Genomic DNA, 14,306 nt, shown 5'->3' on the forward strand with positions numbered 1-14,306 from the left:
TCAATAGGAATCACAAGAACCCGGCAGGAGGGGAAACAATGACTAACGATAACGCTTACAAGGTGAAATGGGGGATTCTCAGCACCGGCTGGATTGCCCATAAGTTTGCAACCGATCTGGCTCATGCCAGTAATGGCATCGCTTATGCCGTCGGATCACGCACACAGGAAAGTGCCGATGAATTTGCCCGGAACCACGGTATCCCGGTGGCCTATGCTACTTATGAGGAGCTTGTCAGCGATCCGGAAGTGGACGCCATCTATATCGGGACACCGCATCCGTTCCATAAAGAAAATGCGCTGCTGGCACTACGCGCCGGCAAGGCTGTGCTCTGCGAGAAGCCGTTCACGGTGAACAGCTCAGAGCTCGAAGAGGTTGTGGCTTACGCCCGTGAACACAAGCTGTTCCTGATGGAAGCCATGTGGAGCCGCTATATTCCGGCGAATGTGAAGGTGCGTGAATGGATCGCGGCAGGAAAAATCGGGGATGTCCGTCTGGTCAAGGCCGACCTCGGCTTCCGCTCCGACTGGAATCCGCAGGGACGGCTGCTGAATCCTGAGCTGGGCGGCGGCGCGCTGCTGGATGTCGGCATTTATCCGGTATCCTTCGCTTCGATGATCCTTGGTCCGCACCCGGAGTCGGTATCCAGTTCTGTACATATCGGAGAAACGGGAGTAGACGAGCATTTCTCACTGCTGCTATCCTATGCGGACGGCAAAAGCGCCACACTGAACGGCGGAATCCGGCTCAAGCTGACCGAGGAGGCCCATGTCTTCGGAACCGAAGGTCACATTGTCGTCAAAGACACCCTGGTGAATCCGCGGGCAGCTGAGCTGTATATCGGCGGGGAGCTGGCAGAGACCTTTGAGGAGAACCGGACTGCATACGGCTATTACTTTGAAGCCGAGGAAGTGGGCCGCTGCCTGCAGGCTGGCCTGACGGAAAGTCCGGTCATGACGCTTGATGAGTCGGTAGCTATTATGAAGCTGCTGGATCAGGTCCGGGCCCAGTGGGGCCTTAGATATCCCGGCGAAGAATAATTTAATGCTATTTATTAATTAGTTAATCAACGGCCCCCAGAGAATGCAGTGAACAGCTCTGGGGGCTGTTATGCATTGCGGCAGCTGAGATGGGATGAGGGTATAAAGTGCTTAGAGTGCTTATTCAGGCTATACGCTGCTCAACTCAAGTGGAAGTATCTTTTAATGAGGCTGGTGCAGGATGACGCTAGATGGTACGAATGGGGCTCACTGACGCTGAATAGGTTGCTGGCTGGTGCTGACTGATACTGGCTGGTGCTCTGGAGTAATGCTAGTCAAGCTAAGTGGAAATTTGCCATCTATTTTGTAGTCCAGCGCTTGAAAGAGGGGTACTAGATGGAAAAACGTTACTTAATTCTACGATTTTTGCCCTAAATCGGGTTTGCGGGTAATAATAAGTGTTAAATTTCCAACTAATGTTTAAAAAAGCTAAGATAGAGTGAGATGAAGTAGCGAAAATCCAACTAAATACCGAAACGTCAACTAAATACCGGGAGACATATTTCCGGCGATTATCGATCTACCGCCAACTAGTTCATGCAACCGCCAAACATCTAAATGTCCATTATCCGCGACCATAAGGAGGATGAATTCATGGCATTAAATAAAGACCGCTACCGTGGCTGCCTGCACGGGCTGGCCGCGGGTGATGCACTTGGAACAACAGTGGAGTTCAAGGCCCCGGGCACCTTTGCGCCGATGGACGATATTATCGGAGGCGGAGTGTTTGAGCTGCAGCCTGGCCAATGGACAGACGATACGTCGATGGCCCTTTGCCTTGCGGAAAGCCTGCTGGAACAGCAGGGTTTTGATCCCGCTGACCAGATGCAGCGGTACCTGAAGTGGTTCCGCGAGGGCTATCTGAGCAGCACCGGTGAATGCTTTGACATCGGCAATGCCACGCGGGCTGCGCTGGTGAAATACGAAGAGGGCGGCGAGGCCTACAGCGGTTCCGCTGATCCGCTGGCCGCCGGGAACGGCTCCATTATGCGGCTGGCGCCTGTTGTCATGTATTATGCAGCTAATCCGCCGGAGGCAATCCGCTATGCGGCGCTCAGCTCCCGGACAACACACGGCGCAGCGGAATGTCTCAGCGCCTGCCGCCTGATGGCTGCTTATATTCTGGCCGGCCTGCACGGCTGGAGCAAGCAGGAGATGCTGGCTCCGGAAGCCTTCGCGGGCTGGCTGACAGATGATGAGTTGACACCGCACATTCTGGATATCAAGCACGGCTCGTATAAACATAAGGAACCTCCGGAAATTCAGGGCAGCGGGTATGTTGTTGAATCCCTGGAAGCCGCCCTTTGGGCCTTCCACCGGTCCACTACTTTTGCCGAAGGCGCGCTGCTGGCCGTTAATCTCGGCAATGACGCCGATACCACCGGAGCTGTCTACGGCCAGATTGCCGGAGCCTATTACGGTCTGGGCGGCATTCCGGAGGGCTGGATTTCCAAGCTGGCCATGCGCAGTCTGATTGATGATTACTCCTTGCGGCTCTGTACAGAACCATGAATTACCGGCTAGGGCAGCCGCTGTGATGGGATGAGAAACCGACTCTCCGGAGAAAATAGGGGAAATAACCTAAGGAGAGTGGATTAGGATGGCAAGAAGAAACCGTAAATATGCGGTACCAGGCGCAGCGCAGGGGATGCAGAACTTCAAAGCGGAAGTAATGCGGCGTGAAGGCTACACGGTAGATCCGAATCATCCGGATGATGTGAAGTTTGAGGTAGCCAAGGAGCTTGGCATCCCGCTGCAGTACGGTAACAACGGCAACCTGACAACCGAAGAGGCCGGGCATATCGGCGGCAGAATCGGCGGCTCCATGGTCAGGGAAATGATCCGTCTGGCTCAGCAGCAGCTGGCTGAGAAGGGGCAATCCTAATCCGCACTAATACTTGAATTTCCGAATCTGTCCGACAGCTGAGATCAACCCTGATCTCCCGGATTTCTTTGATTCTGGGATATACGTCTAATCTCCCGTAATAAGAGGCAAAAATGCTCTTGATTCTGTATATATGATCGGCTAATTAAAACGGACAGCTGCATTAAGGCCCTGCACTCGCGGGGCTTTTTTTGTTCGTTCCCGGAGCTACCTGCAGCAAACGTCCGGATATCACGCCCAACAGGTCCGGATAACGGCTGCAAAAGGTTTTATTATAAAGTTGCTTCTAAAATAAACCGTCCAGGTCCTAATGCAGCAAATGCAGCACAAGATTGTTACACACGGGAGGGGAAAGTAATGTTGAGAAAATCAGGCACCAGCAGGCTTCTGATCTATCTTCTGGTTTTGGCAATGGTAATTCTTCAATTTCCTGGTGCCCCAAAAGCACTGGCGGCGGCGCAGACGTATGAAGCGGAATCCGCCATACTGACGGGAGGAGCTGCGGCAGCTTCTGATCATGCGGGATACACCGGTACGGGGTTTGCAGGCGGGTTCACGGACAGCAACAAGGGAAATGCTTCAGTGAAGTTTAATGTAAACGCTTCCTCCGAAGGGGGCTACACGGCTGCCCTAAGATACGCGAACGGCACGGGGGCGGCAAAAACCTTGAGCCTGTACGTTAACGGGGCGAAGCTGAAGCAAATTTCGCTACCGGCAACAGCAGACTGGAACAGCTGGGGAGTTGCTGCAGAGACGGTAGCCCTGAATGCTGGCAGCAGCACTATCACGTACAAGTTTGATACAGCGGACAGCGGCAATGTAAATTTGGACAATCTGGCGCTGGAGCTCTCGTTAGGTGCGAATCTCGCCCTGAACAAAAGTGTCACCGCAAACAACGCCTTCTCCGGTTTCCCTGCCGGTAATGCGGTGGATGGGAATGCGTCCACCTACTACGAGGGGGCGGCCAACAGCTACCCCAATACATTGACTGTTGATCTGGGCAGTACGCAGACGGTTCATACCGTTCAGCTCAAGCTTCCGGCCGGCTGGGGCACAAGAACGCAGACTTTGTCTGTACAGGGCAGCACGAATAACACCTCATACAGCACGCTTGCCGCTTCGCAGGCCTATACCTTTAATCCGGCTGCGAACAATACGGTATCCGTTACCTTTGCAGCAGCATCGGCGAGATATGTGAGAGTGAACTTCACAGCCAACAGCGGGGCAACAGGCGGCCAGGCTGCAGAGCTTGAGGTTTACGGCTCAGGTTCAGTTACCCCGACCCCGGCACCGACGGCGACAGCCACACCTGCCCCAACGGCCGTACCTACAGCGACACCGGTGCCGACCGCAACGCCAGTACCTACAGCCTCACCGGTTCCTACACCAGCGCCATCCGCGGGAGCTTTTGGAGCAAATATGCCGTATGACACCTACGAAGCTGAAAATGCTGCCTACACCGGAGCGCTCATCGGCCCGTCAACAACAGCCGGAGAGCTTGCATCTGAAGCCTCAGGCCGAAAAGCGGTCAAGCTGACCACAGCAGGCCAGTATGTGCAGATCACGCTCGCCAAGCCTGCACAGGGCGTAACGATCCGCTATGCCATCCCGGATAATGCGGCCGGAACGGGGATGGAGTCGGCGGTCAGCATGTACGTTGGCGGAACGCTTTTCAAAGACATTAATCTCACTTCCAAATACAGCTGGAACTACGGGGAATGGGGGACAGAGGGCGGAGAGGTCCGGTGGTCCAATAATCCGAATGCGGCTTCCACTACACCTGCACATATGTATGATGAAGTATCTGTCCTGCTCGATAAATCCTATCCGGCCGGAACGGTAATCAAGCTGCAGCGGAATGCGTCCAATTTGAATTTTGGCTCAAACGCTTATGTCACAGTAGATTTGCTTGAAACAGAAGCCGTTCCTGCCGCGCTCACTATGCCGTCCAACTACGTAGCTGTTACCTCATATGGAGCTGTGGCAAACGACGGTGCAGATGATACGGCCGCTTTTAACAACGCAATTGCGGCTGTCAAAAACTCTGGCGGTACCTACAAGGGTGTATGGATTCCGGCGGGAACCTTTCATCTGAACAACGGCAGCAAAGGCGCCGGCTATGACGGCAGCGGAACAAGACTGTACCTCGACAGCGCTGTATCCGTAAAAGGGGCAGGCGTCTGGCATTCCACTCTGTCCGGCCATTATGCGGGCTTTTACCTGAGGGGCGGAAATGTAACCTTATCGGACTTTAAAATCAGCGGCAGCGACATCATCCGTGACGATTATAACGGGCTCACTGCGGTGGAGGGCAACGGCACGAATTCGGTAATTAACAATCTGTGGATCGAGCATGTAAAAGTGGGCTTCTGGTTCACGAATCAGACAGATAATGTTACAGCCTCCAACTCCAGAATCCGCAATGTCTGGGCGGACGGCGTCAACCTGCACCGGGGCACTTCGAACTCTACCGTTACGAACAACTCGGTCCGGAACAGCGGTGACGACGGCATGGCTATGTGGTCCGATACGTTCCTTAATACCAATAATACGTTCAGCTACAATACCGTGCAGATTCCGACTTTGGCCAACAACATCGCCATTTACGGCGGCAAGGACAACAAGGTGATCGGCAACCTGCTTACGGACACTGTGCGGACAGGCGGCGGGATTTCTTTTGGCACCAATTTCAATCCTCCGTCCATGACCGGTACGCTGACCATTCAGGGGAATAAGCTGCTGCGTACAGGCTCGGCCCATCGTGACTACGGCTATCAGATCGGGGCCATCTGGGCGTACTGGCTGAATAACAGCGGCAAGGCGCAGAACCTGACGGTTAACGTATCCGGCAACACGATCCAGGACAGCACGTACTCGGGGATTTTTGTAGAAGAACCGGCTCCGAATATTTCGGTTACTTATGCCGGCAATACCATCCAGAATTCCGGCACCTACGGCGTATATATCAATGGATCGGCTACGGGCAGCTCGGTGTTCAATAGTAATACGGTTACTGGTGCGCCTTCGGGTAAATTTGTGAATGCTTCTAACAGTTTTACCGTTTCGGGTACGGGGAACAACTGGTAGAAGGCGGACGAAATAACACTGGCAGACAAGGCCATCCATGTGCGGGTGGTCTTTTTACGTTCGGGATAACACTGGGAGAGCTAACATAGACGGATTCTTCCGGTGGATGGTATGTTATTACATATTAGGAAAAAGGTTTAGCGCTGCCAAAAGAGAGGAGTGAGCATCGTTGAATGTCCGAATACAGCGAATGTCCGCCGCAACAGCCTTCTTAGTAACTGCCGTTCTATTTTTTACGGACCTGTATTTGGTTTTTTATGACCACCCGCTCGATGGCATAGGTATCCTCAGTACCTTTATTTTGCCGCCGGCCGGGATGTTTATGGGATTCCTTGCTTATAGAAAAACTCATTCGCGCACTGATGGAATTCTGATCCTGCTTAACGCAGCTGCGCTGCTTAGTTTTTTTGCTTATATGTTCCTTGGGACTTTGATTCTTGGACCGTAAGCTTTTAATCAAACTCTAATTTGTCTGCAAAGCCTTTCTCATCCTTTCTGTTATACCATTAAGCCGAACAATCACAAGGGATGGGGAGGAAGAAAGCTTATGCAAAAAATGATGAAAATTGCAGTGACAGGATTCGCGGCAGCGGCGCTGCTGTATGCTGGCTCAGGATTCGGCAGAGAGGTGCTTGCCCGTAATCTGAATGAAGCTGATTTTGAGGTGAAACAGGCAGAGCAGGCGAAGATACCGGTTGCGGTTGAGCAGACGGGGGCGGGATTTTCTTTTGACAAAGGGACAACCAGCATTAATCCGGATACTGACCCAGACATGATCGCGGTTACCGGCGTGAACGGTTCAATTGAACTGGAGCAGGGCAGCGGCAAGCAGATAGAGGTGCACACAACGGTAGTGGTCGATCATGCATCCCGTACTGAAGCAGAGGCAATCGCGGCCAAAAGCGGAATCAAAGTGCAAAGCGGCAAAGAGCTCAGCATCAGGACCTACAGTGAACCGGCCAGGGCCGGCAGCCGCTACAGCACCAGTATTCATCTGACGGTTAAGCTTCCTAAGACAGTCAAAGGCAGCATCAAGGCAGCACTTAATAATGGAAATGTGCTTTTATCCAAAGTGACAGCGGGCGGCTCAATTACATTAGGATCGGATAACGGCAATGTTGTAGCAAAAGACAGCGGAAGCGATCTGATCCTTCATACGGACAACGGGGGCGTTGTAATAACAGGCGTCAAAAAGAGTGCAGCTGCCTCTGTAATAAACGGAAATATTGAGGCAGTTAAGGTTACAGGGCCGCTGGATATCCGGACTGTAAACGGGAATCTGTCGGTTGAGGATGCGTACTCTTCCATCAAGGCAGAGAGCGTTGCAGGCAATATCCATATTGAGTCTTCAAAGGTCGGCGGTCACTGGAATGTGTCCAATACGGCAGGTAATATTGGTCTGGCCTGGCCGAAAAAAGCGGATGTGCAGGTGGAAGCCAGTGTAACGTTCGGAAAGCCGGAAACGGAATTCCCGTTAACAGTAAAGGGCGGAAGGGTCAGCGGAACAATCGGCGCCGGAACGTATCGTATCGAGGTTTCTTCGCTGGCTGGTTTATCTCTTAGGTATAGCAATGACTAAACTGATAGTGTGAGAAGGGGAAGTGACGTTTGAGCTTGAAGGAACATGTCCTGATTATTGAAGATGAGGTTGCCATGGTCCGGCTGCTGGAGCTGGAGCTGGCTTATGAAGGTTATGATATTACCGTTGCCAGAGACGGTCTGGCCGGTGCCGAGCAGGCATTGCAGGGCAGCTATGATCTTATTCTGCTGGATCTGAACCTGCCGGGAATTAACGGAATTGAAGTCTGCAAAAGAATCCGCGCCGTCAAGCAGACACCGATCATTATGATTACCGCCAGGGATACCGTAAGTGAGCGGGTGCGGGGACTGGATACCGGAGCGGATGATTATGTGCCTAAGCCGTTCGCCATTGAGGAGCTGCTGGCACGCATGCGTTCCCTGCAGCGGCGGATGCAGCAGAGCCGGGAGCCGGAGGATCTGCTTGAAGCCAAAGACCTGTCACTCAGCGCAGCTGCACACCGGGTTATGCGTGGCGGCAGAGACATTGAGCTGTCGCAGCGTGAATTTGAGCTGCTCCGCTGCCTGCTGCAGAACAAGAACCGGCTGATGAACCGGGAGGCGCTGCTGAATCTCGTCTGGGGTTATTCCTATGAGGGCGAAACCAATGTGGTGGATGTTTATATCCGCTATCTGCGGTTGAAGGTGGATGAGGGTTACGCAGAGAAGCTGATTCATACCGTCCGCGGCAGCGGCTACATCCTGAGGGACTAAGGGAAGGTGAACGGACATGAAGGCTTGGACATTTTCCCGTAAGATCAGTGCGTCCATAGCGCTGGCTTCCCTGATTGTGGCCGCTGTACTCGGCGGCTTTGTATATATTAGCTTCAGTGAATGGACACAAAAGCAGGAGAAGGAGCTGCTGGCCGAAAAGCTGAAGCAGTTCGAGCTGCAGATAAAAGAGGTTACCTTCCTGCCGTCTCTGCTCAGGCCCGGCTTAGGTAAAGGGAGCGGGGCGGCTGCGGTGCTGAAGCCGGATCTGTCCTCTTTTGCCGCTGATCTGGATGAAGGCCAGACGCTGCAGATGCTGGATGCCAAAGGGCGCGTGCTCGCGGAAGAAGGCGCGGCGTTGGGAGTCGGTGCAGAGACAGGGAAGGGAGCAGCGATACAGGACGGTGCACAGACAGAGCAGAGCACTGGGGAATTGGGCAATGCAGAGGCAGAACGGGCCGGGCAGTATGAGGCGCTAAGCAGCCTGGCGCTGCCGGCATTCGGCACGGTCACCCTGCGGCTCATCGACAGCGGGTTCTCCGCAGCGGCCGCAGCCTCGCGCGAAGTCGGCCGGCTGCTGCTGCTGGGTCTGCTGCTGGCTGCCGGAGCAGCAGCGCTGGCCGGGTGGCTGGTCGCCCGCTGGGCCCTGAAGCCGATCCGCAGCATGATCGGCGAGGTGCAGGATATCGGAGCAGACAATCTGTCGCGCCGGCTGCCGTTGCCTGCAGCGCAGGATGAGCTGTATCAGCTGGGGGCGACCTTTAACACACTGCTGCAGAAGCTGAATGTATCGTTTGAGCAGCAACGGCGTTTTGTGGCGGATGCTTCCCATGAGCTGAAGACGCCGCTGGCTATCATTGAAGGGCATACGCATATGATCCAGCGCTGGGGCAAGCAGTCGCCGGAGGTGCTGGAGGAGTCGCTGGGCTTCATGATAGATGAGGCGGGCCGGATGAAAGAGCTGATCGCACAGCTGCTGCTGCTCGCCGAGACAGAGGAGCCGCTGCAGGAAGCCGCCGGGGAGGAATGTGATGTGCAGCAGGTATTACATGAACTGCTGCCCCAGACAGTACATTTAGGTCCGGGTGTTACTTTGAGCACAGATAACGATGGTAGCAACGGGCCGCTGCCGGTCCGGATGCCGGCCAGTGCGTGTTATCAGGTGCTGCGCAATATTGTAGAGAATGCGCTGAAATACACGCCCGGAGGCGGCAGTGTGCGTATTGCGCATACAATCGGCCCTCATCGGATCATTGTATCTGTAACAGATACAGGGATCGGGATTTCTTCTGAGCAGCTTCCGCATATATTTGAGCGGTTTTACCGGGCTGAAGGGTCGCGAAACCGGGCAAAAGGGGGCTCGGGCCTGGGCTTGGCCATTGCCAAGGCAATCCTGGAGCGATACGGCGGTTCAATCGCTATTGAGAGCATAGAAGGGGCGGGCACCAGAGTGCTGCTGACGTTCGTGCGGGGAGCAGGCGGTGATTGAACAACCACATTGCCCATTCCGGGGGCTGTTGCAGAGTCCGCAGCATAGATTACAGCGATCTGACAGAATGATTGGCGACTCCGCAAGGGGATAGGATCAAGAAGAGCATCTCAGCTTACCGAGGGAATTAGGGGTGGCCGACAGGCCAAGACCAGCTGATGATTGTAGGTGAGAGGAGTACATGCTGAGATTGTAACTAAAGCGGGACTGTAACTGATGCGAGAATACACCTGTTGCCGGATTCTAACGGACCCGGATGACGCTATTCGTTCGATTTCCGGCGCTTTAAGCTTCTAACGGACTCAGCCGCTGTTATTTCAATGAAGGAGCTCCGTTTGCTGCCGGTTTAGGCCAAATAACGCCCGTGGGGTCCGTTAGCTTGCGCAAATGCCGGTAAACGGCAGAATAAGGTCATCTCAGTCCGTTAGCGCTGCACAGACTGATTAGCCACAACAAAAAGGGCGACATACCAGCCATATCCCGGCTGTTATGTCGCCCTTTTGTAAGCTGCCGCGTAGCTTAGCGCGGGTTCAGCTGTACCTTTGCGCCTTTGCCGCCGCTCTGGATGCCGGTGTCCTTGACTCCGGATTCCTTCAGATCAGCGACGAGGCGGTCAATCACTGTCTTGGCTGCAGCGGCTTCCTTGGCGCCGGAAGCCTGGACATTCAGCAGCACCGGCTTGCCGGAGCGCAGGTGCTTGTCCGCCTGGCGCAGCTTCGTGTCATAATCGTGCTCCTCGATATGGGCGGTGAAGCGCAGCTCCTTGACTTTGACCTTGTCTTTGCCGCCGCTCCGCCCGGCGGCCTGGCCGGAACCGGACTTACGTGCGGATGCTGATTCCTTCTGGGCCGCTGCCTTTGCCTTGCCTTTAGGCATCAGGGTGCAGGGCGGGGGACTGCTCATCAGCGAGGTGCAGACCAGATCGGCCCCTTGGGACCGGGCCATCCCCAGCGCTTCCTCTCTGGAGACAACGCCGAGCTTCTCGCCCCGCAGTCCCGTAAGTACAACCTCGGACGCTCTTATTTGTTCGTTCATGAATACTGCCATTGATAGGTGACCTCCTGCAAACATAGATACTGTTATCATAACGGGAAGTTGTCCGCCGTTCAATCAGCAGAGCACGCCCCCGCCGTTAACCTTTTCTGAAAAGCCCTGCCTGAGAGCCCCGGCTAAATCCCCCGCAGAATAAAAAAGAACCCGGCAGCATCTGCCGGGTTCCCATCTATAAATCCGTTGCACGGTAAAATCCATTGTGATATAGTAGAACAGTGTCACTATATTTTTAAAAATAAGACATAAGTATTACATCTTATTTACACTATAATCTTACCATGCAGATTGCAGCTTTGTCAAACCTGATTTTTTGCAGAAGGGTGACCAGATTAAAAAGGAGCGTGTTCAGCGGATGATTAATGCGGACGATTGGCGGCAGGAGCAGGAACGGCTGGATTTGGTAACGGAAGAGCTGCAGGCAGCGGTTGCCGGGCTTGAACCGGAAGTAGCCGGACTGCATGAGCAGGTAACGGAGATCCGCAAGCGGTTCTGGGAGGAAGTTACGGTTAATACCAGTACTGATGAGGACTTTGAAGAGACCTTTTACAGCATCAAGCAGCAGGAGGCGCTGCTGTCTGAGCGGGAGCGCAGCCACCGGGTTCGGATGCAGCGTTATAAAAGCATGAAGCGGCTGCTGCCGTCCCCATACTTCGGGCGCATTGATTTTCAAGAGGAAGGGCAGGGGCACGGTGAGCAAATTTATATCGGCGTAGCTTCTTTTGCTACTGAAGACGGCCTGGACTTTCTGGTCTATGACTGGCGGACCCCTGTTGCAAGCATGTATTACGATCATTCCCCGGGAGCCGCAGCTTATGAGACACCAGGCGGAGAAATAGCAGGTATGATGACGCTGAAGCGGCAGTATCAGATCCGCAGCGGCGAGCTTCAGAATGTATTTGATACTAGCCTGACTATCGGCGACGAGCTGCTGCAGCAGGTGCTTGGCAAAGGTGCTGATTCACAGATGAGAAGCATTGTGGCGACGATCCAGAAGGAACAGAACACCATTATCCGTGATGACAAAAGCCGCATGCTCATCGTGCAAGGAGCAGCTGGCAGCGGCAAAACCTCCGCAGCGCTGCAGCGGGTAGCCTACCTGCTGTATAAGCACCGGGGACGGATAAGTGCGGATCAGATTGTGCTTTTTTCGCCGAATCCGATGTTTAACAGCTACGTGGCCACTGTTCTTCCCGAGCTCGGGGAGGAAAATATGCAGCAGACCACCTTTCAGGAATATCTGGAGTACTGGCTGGGTGCGGAGTTCCGGCTGGAGGACTCGTTCGGGCAGATCGAATATGCGATGAGTCCGGAGACGGAATCCGGGTTTGAGGCGCGGATGAGCGGAATGAAATATAAGGCCTCCGGTGATTTTTTGCAGGCGCTCCGGAATTATGCGCTGTGGCTGGGAACGGAGGGGATGTTATTCCGCAGCATCCGCTTCCGGGACCGTGAGCTGATTACGGCAGCACGGATAAAATCGCAGTTTTACAGCTATGCTCCTTCCATCCGCCTGGCTAACCGGATCGTTTTGCTGCGGGATTGGCTGCTGCGGGAGCTGGCGGCGCTTGAAGTAAAGGAACTGGAAGCAGACTGGGCCCGGGATGAGCTGGATTATCTCGACACGGAGCAATATGCCGAAGCCTACAGCACCCTGCTCAAAAAAGTGCAGCGGCAGTCGGCAGTCTTCGATTTTGCTGAGCAATACGAGGAAATCTACGGCGAGCTGCGCGGAAAAGAGCAGGGTGAGGAGAATGTATTCGACTATGCCGAGCAGGAGGAGGGGCTGCTGCTGCGCCTGATCGTGAAGGAGAGCTTCAAGCCGCTGCGCCGGGAGGTCAGACGCCTGAAATTTATTGATGTAACCGGGCTTTACGGCCAATTGTTTACGGACAATGCGGATAGTTACCGGCAAATGACCGATGCTGCGGCTGTACCGGAGCTATGGCCGGAGATTTGCGGGCAGACAAAGGAAAAGCTGGACCGTTCTGAGCTGTTCTACGAGGATGCAACCCCGTATCTGTACCTGAAAGAGCTCATTGAGGGGACCCGGACAAATACCATCGTCAGACATCTCTTTATAGATGAGGGCCAGGATTACTCGCCTTTCCAGTATGCGTTCCTAAAGCAGCTGTTTCCAAGGGCGCGGATGACGGTGCTCGGCGATTTCGGGCAGGCGGTTTTTCCGCAGGCGACCAATTTGGCCGCCAACGATTCGTCATTAACCGGGCTTTACGGTGAAGAAGAGACCTCTTTGATCACTCTTGTCCGCAGCTACCGTTCCACCCGCCAGATCGTGGAGTTCACTAAATCGCTGCTGCCTGAGCAGGAGATCGTCCCCTTTGAGCGAAACGGCGCGGAGCCTTGCCTAACGAAGCTGGGCAGTGCAGGTGAGCGTGCGGTACGTATTAAAGCGGATATCGCAGCACTCCGGGCAGAAGGCCTGGATTCCATCGCTGTCATTACCAAAACAGCCGCCGAAAGCCGTGAAGCCTATAATGCACTCTCGTCAGAAGGCTGTGAGGAGTTGAGGCTTGTTACGAAAGAGACGCTCACTTTTGAAAAAGGCATACTGGTCCTCCCCGTCTATCTCGCCAAAGGTGTCGAGTTCGACGCCGTGCTGATCTACGATGCTTCTGCGCAGGTGTATCACCGGGAGAGCGAGCGGAAGCTTTTTTATACGGCATGTACGCGCGCGATGCACCAGCTGATGCTCTATACGGCAGGGGACTGGACGCCATACATCTTGGGCATTGACGAGACTTTATATAATGCAAAAAGCTGAAGGGTGATCGGCCCAACTCAATTATAATTAAAGTCTGCGTTGCTGCACGCCCCTGCTCCAGGTTATGCTTATTTCAAACCATCTGGAGGACCACACTATGATAAAAGCTTTATCAGAAATGCACCTGGAAACGGAGCGTCTCATCATCCGTCCGTATACCCACAGCGATCTGCAGGAATCGTTTGAGCTTATGCAGAACCCGGAAGTGCTGACGTATATGCATATGGATGTCTTTTCCCGGGAGGAGTATCAGGGTGTGTTCGATTGGCTGATCAGCAGCTACAATACCCCTTTTGACGGGGATTTTAAATATTCATTTGGAATCCGTGAAAAAAATTCCGGGACCTTTGTCGGCTGGTGCGGTGTAGGCACACTCGATTTTAGCGCTCCTGACAAAGAGCTGTATTACCTGATTGGCCGCCAGTATTGGGGCCGGGGTTTTGCTGCTGAAGCGGCTGCGGCAATGGCGGCGTATGCGTTCGGGACGATCGGGCTGGACCGGTTATACGCCAAGGCGGACCCGCGGAATACAGCTTCGGTCAAGGTTCTTGGCAAGCTGGGCTTCACGTTTGAACATGTGCTTGAAGGGCTAGGCGGCGATTTCGCAGATTGTAATGGTGAAAAGATGTTTGTGCTGAACAGGGAATAATTCAAATATGACAACGTATTTAGAAAGACATC

General features: G+C 53.9%; 11 protein-coding genes. 10 read left to right on the plus strand and 1 reads right to left on the minus strand.

What is annotated here, in order from left to right; translation table 11 throughout:
• Window positions 1–38: 38 nt before the first annotated feature.
• The 8 genes from NST84_RS04305 to NST84_RS04340 all read left to right on the plus strand — a co-directional run bounded on the left by NST84_RS04305 (window position 39) and on the right by NST84_RS04340 (window position 9,790).
• Complete coding sequence (locus NST84_RS04305; protein ID WP_342564406.1) at window positions 39–1,040, plus strand: Gfo/Idh/MocA family oxidoreductase; 1,002 nt, start codon at window positions 39–41, stop codon at window positions 1,038–1,040.
• Between the two features lie 594 nt (window positions 1,041–1,634).
• Window positions 1,635–2,552, plus strand: a complete 918-nt coding sequence (locus NST84_RS04310) for an ADP-ribosylglycohydrolase family protein (RefSeq protein WP_342564407.1) — start codon at window positions 1,635–1,637, stop codon at window positions 2,550–2,552.
• A gap of 88 nt (window positions 2,553–2,640) precedes the next feature.
• Entirely contained in the window at window positions 2,641–2,925 is a 285-nt protein-coding gene (locus NST84_RS04315; protein ID WP_342564408.1) for an alpha/beta-type small acid-soluble spore protein, read from the plus strand.
• 357 nt (window positions 2,926–3,282) lie between these two features.
• Window positions 3,283–6,012: a discoidin domain-containing protein gene (locus NST84_RS04320; RefSeq protein ID WP_342564409.1), complete on the plus strand. Its 2,730-nt coding sequence runs from the start codon at window positions 3,283–3,285 to the stop codon at window positions 6,010–6,012.
• A 190-nt stretch (window positions 6,013–6,202) separates the two neighbouring features.
• Window positions 6,203–6,460 (plus strand): hypothetical protein, encoded by a 258-nt coding sequence (locus tag NST84_RS04325; protein WP_342564410.1) that lies wholly within the window; start codon window positions 6,203–6,205, stop codon window positions 6,458–6,460.
• Window positions 6,461–6,559: 99 nt separating this feature from the next.
• Window positions 6,560–7,591: a DUF4097 family beta strand repeat-containing protein gene (locus tag NST84_RS04330; protein ID WP_342564411.1), complete on the plus strand. Its 1,032-nt coding sequence runs from the start codon at window positions 6,560–6,562 to the stop codon at window positions 7,589–7,591.
• Window positions 7,592–7,626: 35 nt separating this feature from the next.
• On the plus strand, window positions 7,627–8,304 hold the full coding sequence (locus tag NST84_RS04335) for a response regulator transcription factor (RefSeq protein WP_342564412.1): 678 nt from the start codon (window positions 7,627–7,629) through the stop codon (window positions 8,302–8,304).
• A 16-nt stretch (window positions 8,305–8,320) separates the two neighbouring features.
• On the plus strand, window positions 8,321–9,790 hold the full coding sequence (locus NST84_RS04340) for an ATP-binding protein (RefSeq protein ID WP_342564413.1): 1,470 nt from the start codon (window positions 8,321–8,323) through the stop codon (window positions 9,788–9,790).
• Between the two features lie 519 nt (window positions 9,791–10,309).
• Here NST84_RS04340 and infC read toward each other — a convergent pair.
• Window positions 10,310–10,837 carry a translation initiation factor IF-3 gene (infC, locus tag NST84_RS04345; protein ID WP_342564414.1) on the minus strand — a complete coding sequence of 176 codons (528 nt, stop codon included), beginning with the start codon at window positions 10,835–10,837 and terminating at the stop codon, window positions 10,310–10,312.
• 358 nt (window positions 10,838–11,195) lie between these two features.
• Here infC and helD point away from each other — a divergent pair, with 358 nt between their 5' ends.
• Both helD and NST84_RS04355 read left to right on the plus strand, forming a co-directional pair.
• The gene (gene helD, locus NST84_RS04350; RefSeq protein WP_342564415.1) at window positions 11,196–13,625 is read left to right on the plus strand and encodes an RNA polymerase recycling motor HelD; all 2,430 of its coding nucleotides are present in this window, start codon (window positions 11,196–11,198) and stop codon (window positions 13,623–13,625) included.
• A gap of 97 nt (window positions 13,626–13,722) precedes the next feature.
• Entirely contained in the window at window positions 13,723–14,274 is a 552-nt protein-coding gene (locus NST84_RS04355; RefSeq protein ID WP_342564416.1) for a GNAT family N-acetyltransferase, read from the plus strand.
• Window positions 14,275–14,306: the final 32 nt, after the last annotated feature.

Source organism: Paenibacillus sp. FSL R7-0345, assembly GCF_038595055.1.
GTDB lineage: Bacteria > Bacillota > Bacilli > Paenibacillales > Paenibacillaceae > Paenibacillus_AQ.